Below are 23,356 nucleotides of genomic sequence, written 5' to 3' on the forward strand. Positions count from 1 at the left end.
TTTTTACTTTTTATTGAAGAATAGAATTCTATTGAATTGCCAAGATGACTAGGAATATTTCTATCATGCCTATTGTACATTACGTTATATGATTTAATAAAATAGAGAAGGATTAGAGAATGGAATTTAAAATAGCTTCTTGTGCAATTTAATAAAATTTCAATATCAAAAAATAATTATTGACATGTATAGGTTACAAGTGTAGACTAAAATTAAGACTACACTTGTAACCTATAAGGAGAGATTAATATGGAATCATTAGTTTCAAAGATAACAGATTCAGAAGTTGAAGTAATGCGTGTATTATGGGAAGCTGGCTGTGAACTACCTATTGCAGATATTAGAAAACCGCTTGAAAAATCAAGTGGCTGGGAAAGCTCTACTATTAAAACTCTACTTCGTAGACTTTGTAATAAGGGTGTAGTTCTATCGACTAAAAGAGATGTGTTTTATTATAAGCCTTTAGTTAGTGAGGCAGAATATAATGAATATACCACGCAAAATTTAATTGATCGTTTGTATGATGGAAGTGCAAAAAACCTTGTGGCATCTCTATTAGGAAGAAAAAAGCTGGATGATGCCGATATTGAAGAGTTATGCGCTCTATTTAAAGTTGGTGAGAGTAATGAATGAAACAATTAAGCTAATATTATCATTATCTTTATCAGGTAGTATTCTGGCAGGATTAATATTTGCTATTAAGCCCTTTATAAAGCATAAGTTATCAAAGTCTATACAGTACTACATATGGATAGTAGTGTTATTAAGACTTGTACTTCCGTTTTCATTTGAAAATAGTATTATGAACAAAGTGTTTTATAACAATCAAACTTCTGCTGTAATAAGTTCCCAAGGTGAATATGATGAAGAACCTAGTATAAGTCAAAATATAAGCAATGTATCTAGTTTGTCTAATATTAAAGAAGATGTTGTTAATAGAATTTATGATGGTGATGTTGACCATAGTAGATTTTATAGGGATTCATTTAATAAGTATATCTTTTATATTTGGTTACTTGGCGCTATTTTCATGATTTTATCCAACTTAACTAGTTATGTAAGATTCACAAAAAAAATAAAATTGACTAATAAGTTAACTACTGATGAAGAAAATAGAGTGTTAAATGATTTGTTAGATGGACGACATAATGTGGTGCTGTCGCGTAATGTTTGGGCTCCCACACCAATGCTAATTGGAATCTTAAGACCAGCTATTATAATTCCAGACATTAGCTTTGATGAAAATCAGCTTAAATATATTTTGCTCCATGAGCTTACACATTTTAAACGTTTTGATATTGCAATAAAATGGTTAATAATGCTAGTTACATCATTACACTGGTTTAATCCATTTATGTATTTTATAAAAAAAGAAATTAATCATGCTTGTGAATTAGCTTGTGATGAAACAGTTATTAAAAACCTTAATTCGCTAGAAAAACAAGCTTATGGTGATACATTAATATCTATAGTATCTAAGAAAAAATATTCTGTAGGAATATTGCAGGCTACTATGAGTGAAGATAAGAGTATTCTTAAGGAAAGGTTGATATCGATTATGAAGTATAGCAAAAAGTCAAAAACTATTATAGTCACATCTGTAATACTATTTGTAGGTATTATAAGTAGCTCTATAATATTAGGAGCAGGTGTTGGACCTAGTAAAGAAAAGGTCAGATCAGAACTATATACACAAAATGCACAAAAAAAATCATCATATAATTTAGCTGAGATTTCAAGATATAAGACACCCTATGTAGGAGATAATAGCAAGGTTTATGCTATTGTAAATCATCTGCCTGTGCCCGATAATTATTTCAATCAAAAGTATATTTCTATGAAAACTAGTGAAAAACCTTATAATCTTACTTTATACTACGAATCAGGATCAGATATTGAATATAAAGGAGAGTGGCCAGTTACCAAACCAGATTCTGCTATCGAACTAAATTCTGAGAAAAATGCGTTAGTACTGTTTTCTATGATTGATAATCTTGACGAGGTAACTTTTGCATATCGTATTTCTCAATCTAGCGGAGAACTGGATTTTTCCAAATATGATACTACTTTTACATTCAAAAGAGCTCATTTTGAGGAGAAGTATGGTAATCTTTCTGCATTTGGAAAGGACTTAGATTTATTCAAAGATGTATTGGCAGAAAAAATATCTACAATGTCTGAATAACCAGAAAAGACATTTCTTGATGATAAAGTAAAAAGGACGTGATATATTACGTCCTTTATATTTCCATATTATATGGTACAACTCAAATAATGATATTTGGCTCGAGCTGCATCTATATTCGCTGTAGCTTCTGTAATTAGTAGCTCTTGCTTAAGGCTAGACACTGGCTTATTTTTTATTTTAGTCATGTCTTTTTTAATACTAATATTTATATTAAAATGGCTAAAGTTCATTGAAAAGTTCAGCATTGACATGTTTTCCAACCTCCTTTAATAAAAACTATATTTATTAGGCTTACTAATAGTTTATATTAAAGGGTTATGTCTATATCAATAGGAATTTACGTGTTTTTTATATGAAAAATTATAAGAATCGGGAGTTAACACTATATTAAAAAAATCTATAAAATACTATTTATGTTTCTAATGATACCTATTCTTTTAACTGAACTTTTTACTTTCTTATTAAAGATGCCCTGCTTATTTTCTCGAAGCCATATTTGCTCCTTATTTTGTCCATTACTTCATCAATTTTCTCATGTCTATCATCTTTATCTATATTGAAGAGAGATATTTGCTCTGACGAATAGTTCTCTTCAAATCCTCCAAGACTAATGCCTATTAATCGTACGGCTTTATAAGTATGTATATTCTTTTTAAGTAAATTATAACCAGCGTTGTATATGTCATTTGTAAAGCAAGTAGGAGATACTGTAGTTTGTCTAGTAATAACTTCGAAGTCTGAAAATTTTAATATAATCTGAACAATGCGACCTTTTTTATTATGCTTCCTTGCTGTCATTCCAACATCTTCAGATAATTCCATAAGAATATACTTTAACTTGTCTATATCAACTAGATCTTCAGGAAGGGTTGTAGATCGTCCGATAGACTTTACATCATCTCGAACTTCTAATCTAACGGGTGAAAAATCTAGACCATTAGCATATTGATGAAGCTCAATGCCAGATTTGCCAAGTACTTCTTGAATATAATTTTTATCAAATTTAGCTAGGTCACCTATTGTTTTGATTCCTAAGCTATTAAGCCTATCAGAAGTTTTTCCTCCTACTCTATACATAGCTCTGACTGGAAGTGGCCATAATTTATGTTCAATGTCCCTTTGCCAGAGTTCTGTGATACCTAGTGGTTTTTTCATATTAGAGGCCATTTTAGAAAGAAACTTATTTTCAGATATTCCTATAGAACACCAAAGATTAAGATTTACTTTAATATCTTCCATAATCCTGCTTGCAGCTTCAAAAGGGGTTCCGAATAATCCTTCAGTTCCAGTCATATCAAGCCAAGCTTCATCAATGCTGTTTTTCTCCACAATAGGACTATAGTTAAATAATAGATTCATAACTTCATTTGATTTCTTCTGATAGAAATTATGATCTGGCGGAACCAAAATCATATCAGGGCAGAGTTTTAAAGCCTTATGTAGAATCATGGCAGTTTTCACACCAAACTTCCTAGCTTCATAGTTAGCTGCTAGAACAATTCCTGTGCGTTTTTGTGGGTCTCCTGCTACCGCTGCTGGTTTTCCAAGAAGATTGGGGTTTCTTGTCATCTCACAAGATATAAAAAAAGCATTCATATCAACAAGAAATATAACTTTCTGCACTGTAATCGTTCCTTTCATACTTTTACTTGTTAATTATTAATGGTGATATTTAATAAAGTCGTATACTGTTTAATAAACTTGCCAACTATTGCTGCAATTGTTGATGTGGAATAAAGTTAGAAAATAAAATTTATCGTCACAAAATCAAATTTAAAAACTCTTCACTGTAAAATAATAACATAAGCGATAGTTTATATCAATTCAGATGATTATATAAAAAGTTCATATTAAGATAAACAGCCAAAATTATTTTATAACTTGATAGAGAAAATTAGTCTTAATCAGTAAAAATAACAATGTTAAAAAAATCCACGCCATGTGGATTTTTTTATGAGATTATAATTATAATTCCATTTAGAATATAGAGGAATTTTAGTACCATTGAAGGAAGATGAAAAATTAATTGAATAAATAGATCATGTCTTTATAGACACAGAGCAATACAGTGTCCATAAAGGATAGGTATATATTTTTAGAAAAATATAATAATAAAATCATTGGATTATATTGACAACACATAGATGATCATCTATACTATACATAGATGATCATCTATGTGAATAAAAAAATTATATAAAAATTGGCTATTTAAAAAACTAAAGGCCAATAAAATAAAAAATAGGAGTGATTGTGCATGAAAAAAATGATAATTTTTGAACCAGCTATGTGTTGTTCTACAGGAGTTTGCGGCCCATCTGTTGATAAGGAGCTATTAAGAGTTTCTACTGTAATTAGTAATTTAAAGAATAATGGAGTAATAGTCGAAAGACATAATCTAACTAGTAATCCTTTAATATTTGTTCAAAATCAAGAAATAAATAATATGTTAGATAGAGAAGGCATAGAAATCCTGCCAGTTATAATGGTTGACGGAGTTGTTGTAAAAACTAAAAGCTACCCAAGCAATGAAGAATTTTGTTCTTTATTAGATGTTACAGAAGATTATTTAAAAGCACCAAATAAAAATGAATCTAAAGGATGCTGTGACCCTAATAGTGGATGCTGCTAATAACCTAGGAAAAGAGGGATTTATATGTCATTTAAAAATTTTGATATGGAAGATATAAACTTAACTAAATATTTATTTTTCACAGGAAAAGGTGGAGTTGGTAAAACTTCAACAGCATGCGCTATTGCAGTAGCTTTAGCTGATAAAGGTAAAAAAATAATGCTTATAAGTACTGATCCAGCTTCAAATCTTCAAGATGTATTTAGTACAGAATTAAATAACAAAGGTGTTCCTATAAAGGAAGTACCAAACTTAGTAGTAGCAAATTTTGAACCAGAAAAAGCAGCAGCAGAATATAAGGAAAGTGTAATAGCTCCATACAGAGGAAAGCTTCCAGAAGCAGTACTTACAAATATGGAAGAACAGCTTTCAGGGTCATGTACAGTTGAAATAGCAGCTTTTAATGAATTCTCTGGTTTTATAACTGATGAAAAAGCTGCAAAGGAATACGATCATATTATATTTGATACTGCGCCTACTGGTCATACATTAAGAATGCTTCAACTTCCTTCAGCATGGACTAATTTTATTAGTGAAAACACTCATGGTGCGTCATGTTTAGGACAGCTATCAGGACTTGAGGATAAAAAAGAAGTTTATAAAAATGCAGTAGAAAATCTAGCTGATGGAGAAAAAACTACACTTATATTAATATCTCGCCCTGAAGTAGCAGCTCTGAAAGAAGCTGAAAGAGCTTCTATAGAACTTCAGGATATAGGAGTAAATAATCAACTTTTAGTAGTTAATGGAGTATTAAAACAGCACGATGATGAACTTTCGACATCTATTTATACAAAACAAAAAGCTGCATTAGATAATATGCCAGAAGGGCTTAAAACAATAGAAACTTTTGAAATTCCACTAAGACCATATAATGTAACTGGCATTGAAAATGTTAGAGCCTTTTTCAAGAGTGATAATATTAAACATAGTACTGAGACATTAAATGTTAGTAGCATTCCTAATTTGAATGATGTAATAGAAGATTTGTATAAATCTAATAAGAAAGTTATATTTACTATGGGTAAGGGTGGAGTAGGTAAAACTACCATAGCAGCTACAGTTGCACTAGAACTTGCAAAAAAAGGTAAAAAAGTACATTTAACAACAACTGATCCAGCGGCACACTTAAAGTTTGTCTTAGAGGAAAGCTATGGTATTACTCTAAGTAATATTGACGAGAAAAAAGAGCTAGAAAAGTATAAAGAAGAAGTATTAAGTAAAGCAAGAGAGACAATGAGTGATGATGATTTAGCCTATGTTGAAGAGGATTTAAGATCTCCATGTACTCAAGAAATTGCAGTATTTAGAGCATTTGCTGAAATAGTTGAAAGGTCAGAAAATGAAGTTGTAGTTATTGATACTGCACCTACAGGACATACACTCTTGTTACTAGATTCAACTCAAAGTTATCACAAAGAAATCCAAAGATCTCAAGGAGATATACCAGAGTCTGTTAAGAAGCTATTACCTAAATTAAGAGATGAGAAGCACACTGAAGTTATAATTGTTACACTTGCTGAAGCTACTCCAGTTTATGAAGCTATGAGACTGGAAGAAGACTTAAATAGAGCAGGTATTAATGTTAAGTGGTGGGTTATTAATTCAAGTTTTTATGCAACTAATACAACAAATGATATCTTAAAGGTAAAAGCAAGTAATGAAGTAGAGTGGATTAACAAGGTAAACGAAATATCAAAAGGTAATTTTGCAGTTATAGAATGGATTCCAGAAGAAGTAAAAGGTGAAAATCTAAGTAAGCTCTTAAAATAGAGCTTACTTAGATAAATATTAATATTAAGAAAAATAGAAGGAAAGCCTGGTTTTCGGGCAAGGTTGATAATTATAAAACATACCGAATCTTAAAAAGAATATAAAATTTTCTCATTTAATATAAGTCATCGATGTTATGGCAAGTGATGGCTTATCTCATTAGTTATATATAGGAAGGTGATTACAATAGAAGATAAAGTAGAATTACTAAAAGCCTTAGCTGATAAAAATAGATTGCTTATTTTAGATATGCTTTCATGTGGAGAACTTTGTGCTTGTAATATTATGGATGGTTTAAACTTAACCCAACCAACTATTTCTCATCATATGAAAATCTTACAACAATGCGAACTTGTAAAGGCAAGAAAAGAAGGAAAGTGGGTATTTTATTCAATTAATCAGGAAAAGGTAGATGAATTTCAACAGTTTATTAGGGAGCTAACTTCCTTTAAAGAGGGCTGTATATGTGAAGGATATAATAAAGACTGCACTTAAATTGATTTAAATTAAGGCGAGAGGTGGAATTAATATGAAGAAAAAAGTAGCATTTGTATGTGTCCACAACTCATGCAGATCTCAAATGGCAGAGGCTTGGGCAAAAAAATTAGGAAGTCATGTACTAGAAGTATATTCAGCTGGAACAGAAAACTATCACGAAGTAAAGCCTGGAGCTGTTAAGGTAATGGAAGAAGCAGGTATTGATATGAGTGAGCATTATCCTAAGCTTTTAACTGATATTCTAGAAGAAGCAGATATACTTATTACAATGGGTTGTAATGTAGTTTGTCCATTTGTACCATGTAGTCATACTGAGGATTGGGGGCTTGAAGATCCATCAGGCGGTCCTATTGAAGGATTTAGAAATACGAGAGATCTAATTAAAACTAAAGTAGAAGACCTTATTAAAAGAGTAGAAAATAAGGAACTGTAGATTATTAATACAGTTCCTAATAATAAGGAACAATGCAATTATAAATTTTATTGAACAGGGGGTTGTGTAATGACTAATAAAAGCATTGAACAAAAAGGAAAGGGCTTAGGGTTTTTTGAAACTTATTTAACAGTATGGGTAGCAGCTTGCATTGTAATTGGGGTAGTAATAGGACAGTTTTTACCAATAGTTCCTCAAGTATTAAATAAGTTTACCTATTATGAAATCTCTATTCCAATTGCAATTTTAATCTGGTTAATGATTTACCCAATGATGCTAAAAATTGATTTTACTAGTATTGTAGAAGCTACAAAAAAACCAAAGGGACTAATTGTAACTTGCGCTACAAACTGGTTAATTAAGCCTTTTACTATGTATGCAATAGCAGCATTTTTCTTAAAAGTAGTATTTAGTGCTTTAATTCCTGAAGCTCTAGCAAATGAATATTTAGCAGGTGCAGTAATACTAGGAGCAGCTCCTTGTACAGCAATGGTATTTGTATGGGGACATTTAACTAAAGGAGATCCTGCATATACTCTAGTACAAGTAGCAGTAAATGATCTTATTCTTTTATTTGCGTTTACTCCTATTGTAGCTATTTTACTAGGAGTAACAGATGTAGTTGTACCCTATGGAACCTTATTTTTATCTGTAATTCTATTTATTGTTATTCCATTAGCTGGTGGATACTTCTCTAGAAAATACATTGTAAAAAATAAGGGAATAGAATATTTTGAAAATGTATTTTTGAAGAAGTTTGATAATGTAACTATTATAGGACTATTATTAACACTAATTATTATATTTACCTTCCAAGGCGATGTTATTTTAAGTAATCCTCTACACATTGCATTAATTGCTGTGCCCCTAACGATTCAAACTTTCTTTATATTTATTGTTGCCTATGGATGGGCAAAAGCTTGGAAATTGCCTCATAGTATAGCAGCACCTGCTGGAATGATAGGAGCAAGTAACTTTTTTGAACTTGCAGTAGCAGTAGCAATATCACTATTTGGATTGAATTCTGGCGCAACCTTAGCTACAGTAGTTGGAGTATTAGTAGAAGTGCCAGTAATGCTTGCATTGGTTAAGATAGCTAATAGTACAAGGCATTGGTTTCCAGAAGTGGGTAAGGGAAACTAATATAAAATAGGAACAAATAAAAATGGGCTGACTTAGGTGGTTTTATATGACTTGAGTCAGCTTTTTATTTTAAATTTTTCCTGAAGAAAACAAAAAAGACAAAAATGGAAAGTCCCTTAAAGATGAGAGAAAATCAAGAAATAAATAGTTTAATACTTAATTGACTACATCTATAAAAGGTGTAGTTTTTGCTTTTGCGAAATGATATTAAAAATAGATAGTTTTAAATAAATATCTTCCCAACTTTATAAAAAAGCAATTTAAAATATAAGTAGCAAGTAACTGTGTTGTAAGTAAAAAGTTCTGTGCGACTATTTTTTACGACAACAATAGCACATTAATGGATCATATATATGTTCTGCTTGTTTTAAGTCTATATTAGCAATATAATTATTATTAATAGGATGCTTCCAATAATTATAAAGTATGAAAGAGGTGTCGATATGAGTCGTATTGCTGCAAAAATAAAAGAGGCAAGAATTAAAGCAAAAATTACAGAAAAAGAATTAGCAAAGAAGTGTGGTTTAACAGCAAGTTATATTATTCAAATAGAATCAGGCAAAAAAGTGGTTAATGAAAAAGTAGCTGAAAATATTTTAGAAGCATTAGGAGAGAAATTGGAGTTTATGTATCAAGAAGATAAAAAGGAAGAAAAGCCGGTTAATTCTATTGAAAAAAAACGTAAAAATAATAATAAAGATGAGTTTTATACTGTGGAGCCTACAGATCAGTGGTCTGATGCTTTGTCCAATATTATTAAGAAATTTCCTATACATGAAATAAATAATAATAAAATAGTAGGCTATAAAGAATTGCCTGTTTTAGGGAAAAAAATAGATGGCCATAGCTGGGATAAAGTACTGTTTATTAAATCACCAGATAATAAGATGGAAGTATTCCGTATAAAAAAAGATGATGTTATTACAATTCATTTGACAAGTGAAATACAAAATAATTGCATTTATTTATTTGAAATTAACAATAAAAAGATGATTAGGCAACTGCGAAAAGAATCAAATAATAAAATAATCATTTCTACTGGAGTTAAAGGAGAGGATCCAGATACTACAGAGTTAAGCAGAATTAAAGTAATTGGAAAATGTGTAAAGGTAGAGTTTGAGTTAGTATAGAAAATGATGATTAAACATAGTAGATTGTTATAACCAATACCACTAATTAAGATAATAATTTTTTATTTTAGTAGGTTTGCTGTTGACAAGAAAAATGTAATATGATATATAAAGATTAAGAGTTAGCACTCGGTGATTGAGAGTGCTAATAAAATATAATGTTATACTACTTTTTTATTATAGTCAAAATTTTATTTGTAGTTTTTATTGAGAGAGGAGAGATTTATTTGGAAACAAAACAGTTTAGGGCTGAATCCAAAAGGTTATTAGACTTAATGATTAACTCAATCTACACTCATAGGGAAATATTTTTGAGAGAACTAATTTCCAATGCTAGTGATGCTATTGATAAAATATACTATAGAGCATTAACTGATGATACCTTAGAATTTGATAAAGATGATTATTACATAAAGATTATTTTAGATGAAAGAAACAGAGTATTAAAAATCATCGATACTGGTATAGGGATGACAAAAGAAGAATTAGAAGATAATTTGGGAACTATTGCAAAGAGCGGATCTCTAGCATTTAAAAAGGAAAATGAATTAAAAGATGGATATGATATAATCGGACAGTTTGGAGTTGGTTTCTATTCAGCATTTATGGTAGCTGAAACAGTTACCGTAATTAGCAAAGCTCTTGATAGTGAAGGAGCATACAAATGGGAGTCACAAGGAATAGATGGATATACTATTGAACCATGGGAAAAAGATACAGTTGGAACAGAAATTATTCTAAAAATAAAAGAGAATACAGAAGATGAAAAATATGATGAGTATTTAGAAGAATATAGATTAAAGGATATAATCAAAAAGTACTCAGACTTTATAAGATATCCAATTAAAATGGATGTTACTATAAAGAAATTCAAAGAGGGTAGCGAAAATGAATACGAAGACTATTTAGAAGAGCAAACAATTAATAGTATGGTACCAATTTGGAGAAAAAACAAAAACGAACTTACTGAAGAAGATTATGATAATTTCTATTCTGAAAAACGCTATGGATTTGATAAGCCTGTAAAACATATCCATATAAGTGCTGATGGTGCTGTAAGGTATAATGCAATTTTATTTATTCCTGAAAGAATACCTTTTGATTACTACACAAAGGAATATGAGAAGGGATTAGAGTTATATTCTAATGGTGTACTTATTATGAATAAGTGCTCGGACTTACTTCCAGATTATTTTAGCTTTGTAAAAGGAATGGTAGATTCGGAGGATTTATCTTTAAATATTTCTAGAGAAATGTTACAACACGATAGACAGCTTAAATTAATTTCAAAAAACATTAAAAATAAAATAAAAAATGAATTGTTAGCTTTATTAAAGGATGATAGAGATAAATATGAAGAGTTCTATAAGTCTTTCGGCAGACAATTAAAATATGGAGTATACAGTGACTTTGGAAGCAATAAGGACATGCTACAGGACCTATTAATGTTCTATTCATCAAAAGCAAAGAAACTTGTAACTTTAAATGAGTATATTTCGGGAATGGCTGACGATCAGAAATATATTTATTATGCTACAGGTGAATCTAATGAAAGAATAGAGAAATTGCCTCAAACTGAGTTGGTAACAGAAAAAGGATTTGAAATTCTTTATCTGACAGAGGAAATTGATGAATTTGTATTAAAAGTTCTAATGGCTTATAAGGAAAAAGAGTTTAAATCTGTATCTGCTGGCGACTTAGGTATTGAAGATCAAGAGAATGAAAATGCTTCAGGTACTGAAGATACAGCCAATAAGGAATTATTTGAAAAAATGAAAACTATATTATCTGATAAGGTAAAGGATGTAAGAATATCGAAGAGATTAAAATCTCACCCAGTATGTTTGACTAATGATGGAGAAATTTCAATAGAGATGGAAAAAATATTAAATACAATGCCAAACAATCAAAATATTAAAGCAGATAAGATATTGGAAATTAATATAAATCACAATGTATTTGAAGCACTAAAGGACTCCTACGAAAAAGATCAAGAAAAATTTAGTTTATTTACTAGTTTACTTTATAATCAAGCTCTACTTATCGAAGGACTACAAATTAATGATCCAGTAGAGTTTACTAATGATATTTGCAAATTAATGATTTAGCAAAAAGCCACATTCAAGAGAATTGCCCTTGAATGTGGCTTTTAAAATAAAAAAGACGATACGGTTAAATAACTGTATCATCCAAACAAAAAAATACATACATTATATTAACTAAGTGTATAGGAGGAAACACTATGGAGCGTAGATATATGAAAGATAAATATTATATTGCTGTGTTCGAATCAAGAAACCACGCCATACAATTATATCAGTATTTAAGTAGACAACATTATAGCCAATATGAGTTAGTATCGACGCCATGTAAAATAAAGGCGGGTTGTAGTTACTCTATTAAGTTTACAGATTTAAAGGATTATGAGTTTTTGAAGAATCTAGCCGATAAATCCGCTAGGAACATATTGAATATGTATGAAATTAGTCGACAAAATGGAAAAAGAATCTTAAGTAAGTTAGATTTAAAAGAAATATAGTATATAGATTAAATCTATTTAAAAAAGTTTACAAAACGTTGAAACATGCTATTATTAGTAGGAAGATTATTTAGTTTATCTTGTAATATTAACATATGTTTTTTATAATCTACTATTTTTTCTTCTAATAAATTTAAATCTATTTCACAATCAGCAATATTTTTCACAAACTCTTGTTTTTTCCCTTCTATTTCAGAGAGCTGCTTTTCTAAAGTTTTATAATTAGATAGTAGCTCTTTTATTATTTCAGTAGATTGATCATTTTCATTTTTTATTGTATAAAAATCATTTGTGGGCGATGAATTTAAAACTGGATTTTTTGGCTCATATTCTTCGGTTTCTTTTATAGTACTTATAATAGGATCTTGAGGTTTTAAAACTTCAGGTTCTATATATGTCTCATTCTCTGTGCTATTAAATAAATCTATACCAACAATCTCAATTGTATCTGTAATATTTCCATAAAGGTGTTTAATAAAAAAGTTTTCATCTATTTCAGGGCTATTAGAGTATCTAATAATCCTAGAGTCTTCTACTTTATATAGATTATTACCTACTGACCCCCAAGAATGTCCGAAGTCTTTTGATATAATTTCAATAATTTGGTTATTTTGTTTGCAGTAAATTTTCAATATATCTGACTCTTGAATTAATATAGGAGAATGGTTATTTGAATTTTTATTAGACAAGATTTGTGTATTAGACCACTTTGATCTAGAGTCAATTACATTAGTCTTTTTTTTGTATTTTAATATAAAGTTATTTTGCTGTATAGTACACCAAACCAAATGAAGATTATCATTTTTGTCTATGAATATATAAGGATGAGAATGGTCTTCCTGTGAATTGGTTATTAACTCACTAATACTCCATTTTTTAGTAGATAGATTAAATCTATTATAGTATAGTTGATGATTATTTTTATAATATACTTTGTATACTAAATGAAGATTTTTCAAGCTATCTATAGAAACTTGAAGAGGACTAGGATATTTTCCGTGGATGTAATTTCCAACTACAAGTCTATCTATACCGGTTTCATTCCAATATATATGTTCAACATAAGATAACATAGGGGTAAGTAAATTTGTTTTTGTGTAGATAATGTGTGTATAATTACCATTAACATATAACATTAAATATCTATATATATTGGACTTGATATCGAACTTTGAAATCGTTTTATAATTCCACTTATCATTTTGATTTATATAGTATAATAAATCTCCTTCTTTAGTGACACAAATAAGATGAATTTTTTCGCGTCTATCAATTGTTACTGAAAAATCTACAATTGAGCTGACTAATAGATTATTTTCTAAGAGAGTATTGTTGTTAGCATATATACTATAATGCAATGACTTATCATTACTTAAGAAAAAATGGTAGGTTAAATTTTTATTAGTTCTAACTAAATATTGTTGATCAGCAGTCAGTTGCATATAACTCACATCCTTTTTAAAAAAAATTTTTTTTAAATAATCACAAATATTAACTTACTCCATATTATGATATTACAAGTAAAATTATTAATATATTGAGATTTAAAATAAAATGAGGGGGGAAAACCTATGCCGTTAAATCTTGATTCTAACTTATTACAACAAAGTCCATGCGATCCATACTTTCCAGAATTTGTTACTGCATGTGTAATAGTTGACAAAGTATACTTCCAATGTCAACAAAGAGAGTGCATTGAAAATGTGCGAGTTAGACTGCCACATGATTGCGCATCTAAATTTGAATTTTTAGATGTTGTATTTAACCCAGGAGAAATTATAAATGGAACACTAATAATTACAGATATACCAAGTAGACCAAATTTTAGAAGAGTAAGATTTAAAGTAAAAGTTACTTTTACAGCAAGAATTCGAAATACAACAACAGGAGCTATTGAAAATATTGCTGGTGAATTACCACCAATCCAAAAAGATATAGTTTTATTCATTCCTGACGCAAGAGATGAATTCACGTTTAAGATTGTAGTTGAAACTCTATCACAATCATTAACTGAGCCTATATTTGATGATGGTGTCTTAATATTTACTATCGGAGTATTTATGATTATTAAAGTAGTTGGTAAAGTACAATTACTTATTCCAGAGTTTGGATTCTGTCCTGCACCACCTGAGTGTGAAGAATTCTTACCAACAGATATATGCGATGAATTCGAAATGGAAGACTTCCCACCTTTCTTCCCACCACAGTTGGAAGATATACCTCTTGGATTTATGTAAATAACAATAAAAAGCTACCGTAATGGTAGCTTTTTATTAAAAATATAGTATTTAAATTAATTATTTTCTAATAAACATTTGAGTGTAATGTCCATTATGAATACCAACCCCAATATGAGTATAAGTAGGATTTAAAATGTTTTCTTTATGACCTTGTGATCTCATAAGTGCATTGTGGGCGGCTTCAACACTACTATTTTTTGCTATGTTTTCAGCTGCACCACGATATTTAATTCCAAATTTAGTCATCATGTCAAATGGAGATCCATATGTTGGGGAATCATGAGAAAAATACTTGTTATCACTCATATCTTGAGATTTTAATCTAGCAACATATGATAGATCAACGTCTATTTGTAATGGTTGTAACCCAGCATCTTGTCTTGCTTTGTTTACATATTCAATCATCTGAATTTCTGATGCAGTTAATGAATGCTTTCCATTAGAAGTAGATCCTGTGTCAGATCCAGTATTAGTATCAGTATCTGGTTGTGGTTCCTGTGGTTTAGGCTTAACATTTTCTTCTGGTTTTTCTACTGGCTTAGTTGTGTTGTCTGACGGTACTTCTGCAGGTTTATTAGTATTAGTTCCAGGTTTAGGATACTTTCCTATGGATACAATATCACAATCTTTTGTTGTTTGATCTGGTTTACTTACAACCTTAAAGTATCCGTTGTTTTGTCGTATAGTTGCACTATTTGAATAAGTAGTTCCTGCAACATTAGATAAATTAATGTATTTTGTGTAAGCACTAGATGTCACAGGCATAGAAACTAATAGACCCGCCATAACTGTAGGTAATACTAACCTCTTACAATTTTTAAGTTTCATTATATTTCCTCCCTTTAATTTAGGCTTGTCATCATAATACAGTAACAAAGTTAAGATTTCAACACAATTCGACAATTTTTTTATGGTAATTTATTGAACATAAGTTAAATCTAGTAAGTTAATAAAGTGATTCAGAAGCTTTATCTATACTGAAATTACAGTTATGAGGAGAATATATATGAAAGTATTAGCTTATATAAGAAATGACTATAAAAGTAATATAGGGGGAGATTCAATTCAATTTACTAAAACTGTAGAATATTTAAAAAGAAAAGGTATTGATGTTGTAATTTCCAGTAATCAACACGAAGATTTAAGGCCCTATGACTTAGTCCATATTTTTAATACTATTCGTATTGGAGATACATATCGGTATTATAAACGGAGTAAAGATTTTAAAAAGAAGATTGTTTTGTCTCCTATATATTGGAACTATGGTATATATTTATATAAAAACTTTAATAAAGCAAAGTTTATAAATCGTTGGAATATGGATAATGTATTAAGAAAAGAAGTTATGCAAAATGTAGATCTGATTTTACCAAGTTCAAAGATTGAGTTAGATATTATAAAGAAAGATTTCAATACTAGAAGACCGTGTAAAATTGTATACAATGGTGTAGATGCTTGTTTTTCTGAAGGAAAATCCGAAAAATTTTTAGATAGATATAAGATTAATAATGAAGATTTTGTTTTATCTGTTGGTAGAATCTGCCCGCATAAAAATCAACTAACACTTGCAAAAATATGTCAAAGTATAGATATACCTTTTGTAATGATAGGTCCAGTAAATGATATAGAATACTTTAACAAGTGTAAATATGCAAATCCATTTTTAATACATATAAATGGATTAAATCATGAAGAGTTAGCTTCAGCCTATAGAGCAGCTAAGGTCCACTGCCTTGTTAGCTGGTATGAAACTCCGGGTCTGGTTAATTTAGAAGCTGGAATTGCTGGATGTAATATACTTACAACACCAGAAGGAAGTACCAAGGAGTACTTTAAAGATTATGTAGAGTATTCATCATGGGATGATGATCGCAATATATTAGAAAAAATAGTGGCATTATTAAGTAAGAATAAAGATTATAATTTAAAAAATCATATTGTAAATAATTTTCTGTGGGAGGATATAGCTGATTCTATAATAGATGCCTATAGAACTTTATTAAATTAGAAAATATAATACCCTTTTAAAGATTACACCCAACAAAGCTATTAGAAAGTATTACTAAGTAGTAAGTATTTTACATATAATTATCCAATAAATAAAGAAAATTAAACTGATGAGGTGAAGTTAATGAAGATTTGTATATTAGGTGGATCTGGACAGTTAGGGTATGAACTAAGTAAAGATTTAGAAAAACTTGATTTTGATATTGTATCTTTAAGAAGAAAAGATTTAGATATAACTAATTTAGATTCTTGTTATGAGATTTTAAATAGCATTAGACCTGAATTTGTTATACATGCTGCCGCTTATACGGATATAGATGGATGTGAAAAGACACCAGATTTAGCTTATAGTGTTAATACTAGTGGTACAGAAAATATTACAAAAGCAGTTGAAAAAATAGGCGCAAAATTAGTATATGTCAGTACAGATCATGTTTTTGACGGAGTTAAGGGATCACCTTACGATGAGTATGATACACCAAATCCTATTAATGTTTATGGTATGTCTAAATATAATGGCGAGTTGATTGTGAAAAAAAATTTAGAAAAATATTTTATAGTAAGAACATCATCTATATTTGGGCATAGAAGTAAAAATCTTATAAAAGCAATTACAAATTTAACAAACACTAATACAATTTTAAATATTATAAGTGATCAAAAAAGAAGTCCTACTTATTCAGCAGACTTTTCCACAGCATTGATTCAGCTTTTAAACAACGAAGATTATGGAATATATCATTTAGTGAACAAGGGAAGCTGCTCTTGGTACGAATTTGTTCAATATATATTCAAAATAAAAGAAATGGAAGTAAAAGTTGTTCCTATAGATTCTAGAGATCTGCAGTTGATTGCTAAAAGACCCGAAAATGTTAGTTTAAATAATAGTTCATATATTAGATTAAAATCATGGGAAGAAGCGGTAGAAGAATATCTGACTTTTACGTAGTTGCATGTGAATTTTGATGTTAGCAATATAATTTATTGAGCATATAATAAATAAGGTATTTACTTAAATGTGTTTAAAGGGGGTTTAATAGTGAAGGTTTATGCAAAAAAACCAATCCGTATTGAATATTATCCAAAAACAAAAGAAAATATAGATAGTAATGAAAATGTAGATAGCATTGAATACATACAAGTAGACGAGGTTTTAATTAAATCTTTAGATGAGGAAATTACAGTAGAACCTATAGTGGAAGAGGAAAAGCTTATATATCAAGAGGATAATTTAATGAGAAATGAGGAAATTATAGAATAAGAATTAGAAATTTAAATAAAATAGTAGAATGATAAGAGAGGCAAAGTCTCTCTTTAATTCTGCAATTAAGTTAAATAGAACATTATATAATCACTAAAAAATTTAATAAAAATTACCAATGAATGTTGACAAAAATAGTAGGGTATAATATAATTATTGAAGAATTCCAATCATTTCACTTGGAATTAGAGGAGGGGCGAAATGAAACTTTCTACTAAGGGGAGATATGGCTTAAAGGCAATGTTTGATTTAGCAATACATTATGGAGATGGACCAATTTCTCTTAAGAGTGTTGCAGAAAGACAGTTAATTTCAGATCATTACTTGGAGCAATTAATTGCAAGTCTTAGAAAATCAGGATTAGTTAAAAGTGTTAGAGGTGCTCAAGGTGGATATATGTTAGCTGATAGCCCATCTAAAATAACAGTTGGTGATATTATTAGAGTCTTAGAGGGCCCTCTTGGTCCGTCGGATTGTGTCCTAGAGGATGAACCATCAGCATGCGATAGAGCTGATTGTTGTGTAACTAGAATAGTATGGGAAAAAATACGATTAAGTATTAGTGAGGTTATTGATTCTATTACACTTCAAGATATGTTAGATGATTATGAGAGAATAGGAAATAAAGATAATTATATGTATTATATATAATTGTATGCTAAAAAATTTAAATAAATAATTTCAATTAATATGTCAATATACGCTATGAGGAGAGGGTTACATGAACAAACGAGTTTACTTTGATTACGCTGCAACTACACCCATGAAAAAAGAGGTATTAGAAGAAATGCTTCCATTTTTCAATATTGAATTTGGTAATCCATCAAGCATACATTCCTTTGGTAGACAAGGAAAAAGTGTACTGGATACTGCAAGAGATAAGGTAGCAAAAACATTAAATGCAAAATCTGATGAGATTTTCTTTACAGGTGGCGGATCTGAAGCTGACAACTGGGCTATTAAAGGAGTTGCATTTGCAAACAAAGCTAAAGGAAATCATATTATAACTACTAAAATCGAACACCATGCAGTGCTGCATACATGCGAATATTTAGAAAAAGAAGGTTTTGAAGTAACTTACTTAGATGTAGATCAATATGGATTAGTTGATGTAGATGATGTAAAAAATGCTATTAAAGATAATACTATTTTAATTACTATTATATATGCTAATAATGAGATTGGAACAATACAACCTATAAAAGAAATTGCTCAGGTAGCTAAAGAAAAAGGAGTTATTTTTCATACAGATGCTGTACAAGCCTATGGTAACGAAATTATAGATGTTGTTGACCTCGGCGTTGATCTAATGTCTATTTCTGCTCATAAAGTTTATGGACCAAAGGGTGTAGGAGCACTATATATAAAAAGGGGTACAAAAATTCATCAGCTTATTCATGGTGGAGCCCAAGAAAAAAGAAGAAGGGCAGGCACTGAAAATATACCTGGAATAGTAGGCTTTGGGAAAGCATCAGAAATGGCCTATGAAAATATAGAAGACCATATTAATAAGTTAATTAGATTAAGAGATAAAATGATTAATGAGCTTATGGAGAAAATACCGTATACACGATTAAATGGGCATCCTACAAAAAGGTTACCTGGAAATGTAAATCTCTCTTTTGAGTTTATAGAAGGTGAGTCACTTTTATTAAGTCTGGATATGGTAGGAATTTCTGGATCAAGTGGATCAGCTTGTACATCGGGCTCATTAGATCCATCTCATGTGCTAATGGGAATTGGTCTATCCCATGAAGTAGCCCATGGATCTTTAAGGTTAACAATAGGTGACTTCACTACAGAAGAAGACGTAGACTATGTTATTGAAAAATTACCACCAATTGTTGATAGATTAAGACAAATGTCACCTTTGTATGAAAAGGTAAAGGGAGGAAACAAATAATGTATAGTGAAAAAGTAATGGATCATTTTATGAACCCTAGAAATGTTGGGGAGATAGAAAATGCTGAGGCAGTAGGCCAAGTTGGGAATGCAAAATGTGGAGATATTATGAAAATGTATTTAAAGATTGACAATGATGTTATTACAGATGTGAAATTTAAAACCTTTGGATGTGGATCTGCTATTGCAACATCAAGTATGGCAACTGAAATGATTAAAGGTAAAACGGTAAAAGAAGCATTAAAATTAACTAATAAGGCTGTTGCAGAAGCTCTTGATGGACTTCCTCCCGTAAAAATGCATTGCTCTGTATTGGCAGAACAAGCAGTAAAAGCAGCTATATATAACTATGCAAAGGAAAGAAATTTAGTTTATGAAGAATTAGATGGATTTAATCCAGATGAAGATCATGACCACCATGACCATGGAGAAGAAGAATAATTTTGGATTTGGAAACTTTAATTGATCATTCATATTTTATCTAAAAAATGCAGGTATTGCCTGCATTTTTTTATTTTTTTAGGCAAAAATAGTAAATAGAGAAGAAAAGAGGGATACAATGATTAAGGAAACCGATTTTATTAGATTACCTATTTTAAAAGAGGATCATGAGCCCTTAAGCTATGAAATAAAAGATATAATCTATTGTTTTAAGGATTTTCGTATATTGGGGCTTTATTTACAACAAATAAATTCAATAAAATATACAAAAATTCTTCCTTACACAAAAATAAAAAACATTACAGAAGAAGGCATTTTAATATACTCAATAAATGATATTGTAGATGTAGATGAAATAGCAGAAATAAAAGATGCAATTAATAATAAATCGGTAATTGGATATGAGATATATTCAAATACTGGCGGGATAATTGGAGTAGTAAAGGATGCATTATTACAAATAAGAAGTGGAAAAGTTTTAGGATTTATTATGAGTGAAGGGTTATTTGATGACCTAGTAAACGGATATTCATTTTTACCTTTAGTTGAAGGAATTAACTTTTATGAGTATAAAATAATGTTAAATAATGAGGAACAATTAAAAATTTTACCTCAGCAAGGTGGATTGAAAAAAATGCTTGGTATAGATCGATAAAACTAACAAAACATATAAATAATAATATAGAAAAGGAGTGAAATATATGCATAGAAATATGACAAGAGGACTTATTGCAATAGGAATTGCTGGCGCGGCAGTAGGTATGTATGCAGCATCAAATATGAAACCTAGAGAAAGAAAACGAATGATGAAAAATGGTAGAAGAGCTCTAGGTGCTTTAGGTATTATGAAAGGACTGGATATGTTTTAGCGAATGCATTAAATATTAGTAAAGCCTCTACCCTTATGATAGAGGCTTTACTAAATTAAAAGTATTCCATTAATTTCTTATTGGGTGAGAAAGTATAAATTTTAAAGTAGCCCATAAATCTATGAGCTAAAATCAGAAAATTTTTTTATAAAACGTGATTATATATTTATCAAATATTACATATTAAACATAAAGGGGTGAAAAAATGGAAAACAGCAAAGCAATACAGGTCATTTCTAAAAGTTTTAAAAATTTAGCCGAAAATAATGGATTTACAAATATTTTGCAATTTTTTATGCAGCTTTTAATTATTGTGCTATTATTTTTTATCATTTATTTTCTTGTACATATTGGTAATCAACATATAGATTCTAAAAAAAGAATTAATATTGGAAAACGTCAAATTGTTTATTTTATACTATCATTTATATTGATCATTGCAATTGTTGTAATATTTCAGTCTGGAAGTTTAATGTATGAAATATTATCACCATTTTTGTTTGCAATTGTATTGGCGTATACTTTAAATCCACTCGTTAGTTATATAGAGAAAAAAGGTATAAAAAGATTTTGGTCAGTATTTATTGTTTATTTTGTAATAGCTACAATTATTTTTATATTCTCTATTACTTTAGTACCTAAAATGACTTTTGAAGTTAAAAAATTATTAGAGGCATTACCGAAGCTAGGAAATGAAAGCTATGGATATATATATAATAAATATATAAAATATAACAATAGTATAGAAAATTTACCAGAAGAATTTAACGCAGTAAAAGAAGCGTTAAAATTTAATGGAAATAGACTTGAAGATTTTATATTAAAAATTATATCTTCTGTAACAAATTTAACGCTTAAATTTCTTTCAAAGATAGCAAATATAGTGTTGACTCCAATATTGGCATTTTACTTTTTAAAAGATGCAGATAAGTTTAAAAACATGCTAATTTTAAGTATACCTAGATTTTTGAGAAAAGGAGTAATTGATGTTGCCAAAGACATTGACGAAGTTCTTGGTGGATTTATAAGGGGACAGTTGATTGTTGCAGGAATAGTAGGACTTTTAACCACTATATCTCTTTTAATTTTGAAAGTAGACTTTGCAGTGTTAGTAGGTATGATTGCGGGAATAGCAGATATAATTCCTTATTTTGGGCCGATAGTTGGGATAATACCTGCACTAGTTTTTGCATCCTTAGGAGGAGTAAATAAGGTAATATGGGTAGTAGTTGCATTTATAATTATACAGCAAGTTGAAAGTGCTATTATATCACCAAAAATTATTTCTGATAAAGTTGGTATTCATCCTATTATTGTTATTCTATCTCTAATTATTGCAGGAAAATTTTTTGGTTTATTTGGACTTTTAATTGCAGTGCCTATAGCTGGAGTAATTAAAGTGGTTGGAAAGCATTTTATAAATTATATTGCAAAGTTTTGATATGCTCATTGGTACTTTGATTATGCTTAAATTTAAAGGTGATATTTTTATCTTATGATTAACAATTTTTAGTTAATTATGTTATAATTAGTTAAATTTAAAATAGTTGATAATAATATATTATTATCATTAAATTTAAATATATTAATTGATAGGAGAATGATACCATGAACAATCAAGAGCAGAAACAAGAAAAAGAAACTTCAAGTTTAGTGCTAGAGAAACTATTGCAATCTAGATCAATCATAATTTCTGGAGAGATCAATCAAGCTTTAGCAGAGAAAATAACTACACAGCTCTTAATTCTACAAGAAATGGGAGATCAACCAATAAAATTATTTATCAACAGTCAGGGTGGTCATGTAGAAGCTGGCGATACAATTCATGATATTATTAAGTTTATTAAACCACGTGTTATTGTAATTGGTACTGGTTGGGTTGCAAGTGCTGCTATCACAATTTACCTTGCAGCTGAAAAACAAGATCGTTATTCTTTACCAAACACAAGGTATATGATACATCAGCCATTAGGTGGTTTAAATGGCCAAGCTGCAGATATTGCTATTGAAGCAAAAGAGATATTGAGAGTACGTAAGAGGATTAATAACATAATCAGTGAAGCCACTGGCCAACCATTGGAAAAAATAGAAAAAGACACAGATAGAAATTATTGGTTAAATGCTTATGAAGCAATTGATTATGGCATAGTAAATCAAGTTATTTCAAAATATGAGGAACTAACGAATCTATAATTTATTAGTATACTGCCGATGAGAACTTGGTAGGAATGTATATAGTAATTAGTATTATCAGATACTTTCTGGATTGTCAATTGTATTTAAGCTGATAAATTGTTCTA

Annotated in this window: 25 protein-coding genes; 21 read left to right on the top strand and 4 right to left on the bottom strand. The window is 29.6% G+C overall.

Annotation, left to right across the window (positions count from 1 at the left end):
* Nucleotides 1-249: 249 nt before the first annotated feature.
* On the top strand, nt 250-633 hold the full coding sequence (locus HYG84_RS12410) for a BlaI/MecI/CopY family transcriptional regulator (protein ID WP_212377685.1): 384 nt from the start codon (nt 250-252) through the stop codon (nt 631-633).
* Nucleotides 626-2,185: a M56 family metallopeptidase gene (locus tag HYG84_RS12415; RefSeq protein WP_212377687.1), complete on the top strand. Its 1,560-nt coding sequence runs from the start codon at nt 626-628 to the stop codon at nt 2,183-2,185. The genes HYG84_RS12410 and HYG84_RS12415 overlap by 8 nt, the downstream gene beginning before the upstream one ends.
* 68 nt (nt 2,186-2,253) lie before the next feature.
* Here HYG84_RS12415 and HYG84_RS12420 read toward each other — a convergent pair whose 3' ends face one another.
* Together HYG84_RS12420 and dinB are read right to left on the bottom strand one after the other, a co-directional pair.
* On the bottom strand, nt 2,254-2,439 hold the full coding sequence (locus HYG84_RS12420; RefSeq protein WP_212377689.1) for a hypothetical protein: 186 nt from the start codon (nt 2,437-2,439) through the stop codon (nt 2,254-2,256).
* A gap of 199 nt (nt 2,440-2,638) precedes the next feature.
* Nucleotides 2,639-3,811, bottom strand: a complete 1,173-nt coding sequence (dinB, locus tag HYG84_RS12425; RefSeq protein ID WP_212377691.1) for a DNA polymerase IV — start codon at nt 3,809-3,811, stop codon at nt 2,639-2,641.
* A 634-nt stretch (nt 3,812-4,445) separates the two neighbouring features.
* On the opposite strand from dinB, the gene arsD reads away from it, so the two are divergent.
* From arsD to HYG84_RS12465, 8 genes are all read left to right on the top strand, one after another.
* Nucleotides 4,446-4,820 (top strand): arsenite efflux transporter metallochaperone ArsD, encoded by a 375-nt coding sequence (gene arsD, locus HYG84_RS12430; protein WP_212377693.1) that lies wholly within the window; start codon nt 4,446-4,448, stop codon nt 4,818-4,820.
* A gap of 24 nt (nt 4,821-4,844) precedes the next feature.
* Complete coding sequence (gene arsA / locus HYG84_RS12435; protein ID WP_212377695.1) at nt 4,845-6,593, top strand: arsenical pump-driving ATPase; 1,749 nt, start codon at nt 4,845-4,847, stop codon at nt 6,591-6,593.
* A gap of 177 nt (nt 6,594-6,770) precedes the next feature.
* A complete protein-coding gene (locus HYG84_RS12440; protein ID WP_330655453.1) occupies nt 6,771-7,088 on the top strand; it encodes an ArsR/SmtB family transcription factor in 318 nt (105 codons plus the stop codon).
* Nucleotides 7,089-7,122: 34 nt separating this feature from the next.
* On the top strand, nt 7,123-7,524 hold the full coding sequence (locus tag HYG84_RS12445) for an arsenate reductase ArsC (protein ID WP_212377697.1): 402 nt from the start codon (nt 7,123-7,125) through the stop codon (nt 7,522-7,524).
* Between the two features lie 69 nt (nt 7,525-7,593).
* Complete coding sequence (arsB, locus tag HYG84_RS12450; protein WP_212377699.1) at nt 7,594-8,667, top strand: ACR3 family arsenite efflux transporter; 1,074 nt, start codon at nt 7,594-7,596, stop codon at nt 8,665-8,667.
* 443 nt (nt 8,668-9,110) lie between these two features.
* Nucleotides 9,111-9,797, top strand: coding sequence for a helix-turn-helix domain-containing protein (locus HYG84_RS12455; RefSeq protein WP_212377701.1), 687 nt, complete (start codon nt 9,111-9,113; stop codon nt 9,795-9,797).
* Nucleotides 9,798-10,024: 227 nt separating this feature from the next.
* A complete protein-coding gene (htpG, locus tag HYG84_RS12460) occupies nt 10,025-11,905 on the top strand; it encodes a molecular chaperone HtpG (protein WP_212377703.1) in 1,881 nt (626 codons plus the stop codon).
* 134 nt (nt 11,906-12,039) lie between these two features.
* The gene (locus tag HYG84_RS12465) at nt 12,040-12,336 is read left to right on the top strand and encodes a DUF3343 domain-containing protein (protein WP_212377705.1); all 297 of its coding nucleotides are present in this window, start codon (nt 12,040-12,042) and stop codon (nt 12,334-12,336) included.
* A gap of 14 nt (nt 12,337-12,350) precedes the next feature.
* Here HYG84_RS12465 and HYG84_RS12470 read toward each other — a convergent pair whose 3' ends face one another.
* Nucleotides 12,351-13,778, bottom strand: a complete 1,428-nt coding sequence (locus HYG84_RS12470; protein WP_212377707.1) for a hypothetical protein — start codon at nt 13,776-13,778, stop codon at nt 12,351-12,353.
* Between the two features lie 129 nt (nt 13,779-13,907).
* On the opposite strand from HYG84_RS12470, the gene HYG84_RS12475 reads away from it, so the two are divergent.
* A complete protein-coding gene (locus tag HYG84_RS12475; RefSeq protein WP_212377709.1) occupies nt 13,908-14,573 on the top strand; it encodes a hypothetical protein in 666 nt (221 codons plus the stop codon).
* Nucleotides 14,574-14,633: 60 nt separating this feature from the next.
* Here HYG84_RS12475 and HYG84_RS12480 read toward each other — a convergent pair whose 3' ends face one another.
* The gene (locus tag HYG84_RS12480) at nt 14,634-15,404 is read right to left on the bottom strand and encodes a CAP domain-containing protein (RefSeq protein WP_212377711.1); all 771 of its coding nucleotides are present in this window, start codon (nt 15,402-15,404) and stop codon (nt 14,634-14,636) included.
* Nucleotides 15,405-15,582: 178 nt separating this feature from the next.
* Between HYG84_RS12480 and HYG84_RS12485 the strand changes: the two genes are divergently transcribed.
* The 10 genes from HYG84_RS12485 (at nt 15,583) to HYG84_RS12530 (ending at nt 23,249) form a co-directional block, all read left to right on the top strand.
* The gene (locus HYG84_RS12485; RefSeq protein WP_212377713.1) at nt 15,583-16,584 is read left to right on the top strand and encodes a glycosyltransferase family 4 protein; all 1,002 of its coding nucleotides are present in this window, start codon (nt 15,583-15,585) and stop codon (nt 16,582-16,584) included.
* A gap of 123 nt (nt 16,585-16,707) precedes the next feature.
* Nucleotides 16,708-17,532, top strand: coding sequence for a dTDP-4-dehydrorhamnose reductase (rfbD, locus tag HYG84_RS12490; protein ID WP_212377716.1), 825 nt, complete (start codon nt 16,708-16,710; stop codon nt 17,530-17,532).
* 90 nt (nt 17,533-17,622) lie between these two features.
* Nucleotides 17,623-17,844, top strand: a complete 222-nt coding sequence (locus HYG84_RS12495) for a hypothetical protein (protein ID WP_212377718.1) — start codon at nt 17,623-17,625, stop codon at nt 17,842-17,844.
* Nucleotides 17,845-18,045: 201 nt separating this feature from the next.
* Entirely contained in the window at nt 18,046-18,495 is a 450-nt protein-coding gene (locus tag HYG84_RS12500) for an RrF2 family transcriptional regulator (protein ID WP_212377721.1), read from the top strand.
* A gap of 70 nt (nt 18,496-18,565) precedes the next feature.
* Complete coding sequence (nifS, locus tag HYG84_RS12505; protein WP_212377724.1) at nt 18,566-19,747, top strand: cysteine desulfurase NifS; 1,182 nt, start codon at nt 18,566-18,568, stop codon at nt 19,745-19,747.
* Nucleotides 19,744-20,187, top strand: coding sequence for a Fe-S cluster assembly scaffold protein NifU (gene nifU / locus HYG84_RS12510; protein WP_212382255.1), 444 nt, complete (start codon nt 19,744-19,746; stop codon nt 20,185-20,187). The genes nifS and nifU overlap by 4 nt, the downstream gene beginning before the upstream one ends.
* 118 nt (nt 20,188-20,305) lie before the next feature.
* The gene (locus HYG84_RS12515; protein ID WP_212377727.1) at nt 20,306-20,842 is read left to right on the top strand and encodes a PRC-barrel domain-containing protein; all 537 of its coding nucleotides are present in this window, start codon (nt 20,306-20,308) and stop codon (nt 20,840-20,842) included.
* A gap of 46 nt (nt 20,843-20,888) precedes the next feature.
* Nucleotides 20,889-21,056, top strand: coding sequence for a YtxH domain-containing protein (locus tag HYG84_RS12520; RefSeq protein ID WP_212377730.1), 168 nt, complete (start codon nt 20,889-20,891; stop codon nt 21,054-21,056).
* Between the two features lie 205 nt (nt 21,057-21,261).
* Nucleotides 21,262-22,497 (top strand): AI-2E family transporter, encoded by a 1,236-nt coding sequence (locus tag HYG84_RS12525; protein ID WP_212377733.1) that lies wholly within the window; start codon nt 21,262-21,264, stop codon nt 22,495-22,497.
* A 212-nt stretch (nt 22,498-22,709) separates the two neighbouring features.
* Complete coding sequence (locus HYG84_RS12530) at nt 22,710-23,249, top strand: ATP-dependent Clp protease proteolytic subunit (protein ID WP_249168611.1); 540 nt, start codon at nt 22,710-22,712, stop codon at nt 23,247-23,249.
* Nucleotides 23,250-23,356 lie beyond the last annotated feature (107 nt).

The organism is Alkaliphilus sp. B6464 (assembly GCF_018141165.1).
Lineage (GTDB): Bacteria > Bacillota > Clostridia > Peptostreptococcales > Natronincolaceae > Alkaliphilus_B.

Coding starts and splice junctions, on each gene's coding strand:
- HYG84_RS12410 (WP_212377685.1), top strand. CDS start 250: ATGGAATCATTAGTTTCAAAGATAACAGATTCAGAAGTTGAAGTAATG.
- HYG84_RS12415 (WP_212377687.1), top strand. CDS start 626: ATGAATGAAACAATTAAGCTAATATTATCATTATCTTTATCAGGTAGT.
- HYG84_RS12420 (WP_212377689.1), bottom strand. CDS start 2,439: ATGTCAATGCTGAACTTTTCAATGAACTTTAGCCATTTTAATATAAAT.
- arsD (WP_212377693.1), top strand. CDS start 4,446: ATGAAAAAAATGATAATTTTTGAACCAGCTATGTGTTGTTCTACAGGA.
- arsA (WP_212377695.1), top strand. CDS start 4,845: ATGTCATTTAAAAATTTTGATATGGAAGATATAAACTTAACTAAATAT.
- HYG84_RS12445 (WP_212377697.1), top strand. CDS start 7,123: ATGAAGAAAAAAGTAGCATTTGTATGTGTCCACAACTCATGCAGATCT.
- arsB (WP_212377699.1), top strand. CDS start 7,594: ATGACTAATAAAAGCATTGAACAAAAAGGAAAGGGCTTAGGGTTTTTT.
- HYG84_RS12455 (WP_212377701.1), top strand. CDS start 9,111: ATGAGTCGTATTGCTGCAAAAATAAAAGAGGCAAGAATTAAAGCAAAA.
- HYG84_RS12465 (WP_212377705.1), top strand. CDS start 12,040: ATGGAGCGTAGATATATGAAAGATAAATATTATATTGCTGTGTTCGAA.
- HYG84_RS12470 (WP_212377707.1), bottom strand. CDS start 13,778: ATGCAACTGACTGCTGATCAACAATATTTAGTTAGAACTAATAAAAAT.
- HYG84_RS12475 (WP_212377709.1), top strand. CDS start 13,908: ATGCCGTTAAATCTTGATTCTAACTTATTACAACAAAGTCCATGCGAT.
- HYG84_RS12480 (WP_212377711.1), bottom strand. CDS start 15,404: ATGAAACTTAAAAATTGTAAGAGGTTAGTATTACCTACAGTTATGGCG.
- HYG84_RS12485 (WP_212377713.1), top strand. CDS start 15,583: ATGAAAGTATTAGCTTATATAAGAAATGACTATAAAAGTAATATAGGG.
- rfbD (WP_212377716.1), top strand. CDS start 16,708: ATGAAGATTTGTATATTAGGTGGATCTGGACAGTTAGGGTATGAACTA.
- HYG84_RS12500 (WP_212377721.1), top strand. CDS start 18,046: ATGAAACTTTCTACTAAGGGGAGATATGGCTTAAAGGCAATGTTTGAT.
- nifS (WP_212377724.1), top strand. CDS start 18,566: ATGAACAAACGAGTTTACTTTGATTACGCTGCAACTACACCCATGAAA.
- HYG84_RS12515 (WP_212377727.1), top strand. CDS start 20,306: ATGATTAAGGAAACCGATTTTATTAGATTACCTATTTTAAAAGAGGAT.
- HYG84_RS12520 (WP_212377730.1), top strand. CDS start 20,889: ATGCATAGAAATATGACAAGAGGACTTATTGCAATAGGAATTGCTGGC.
- HYG84_RS12525 (WP_212377733.1), top strand. CDS start 21,262: ATGGAAAACAGCAAAGCAATACAGGTCATTTCTAAAAGTTTTAAAAAT.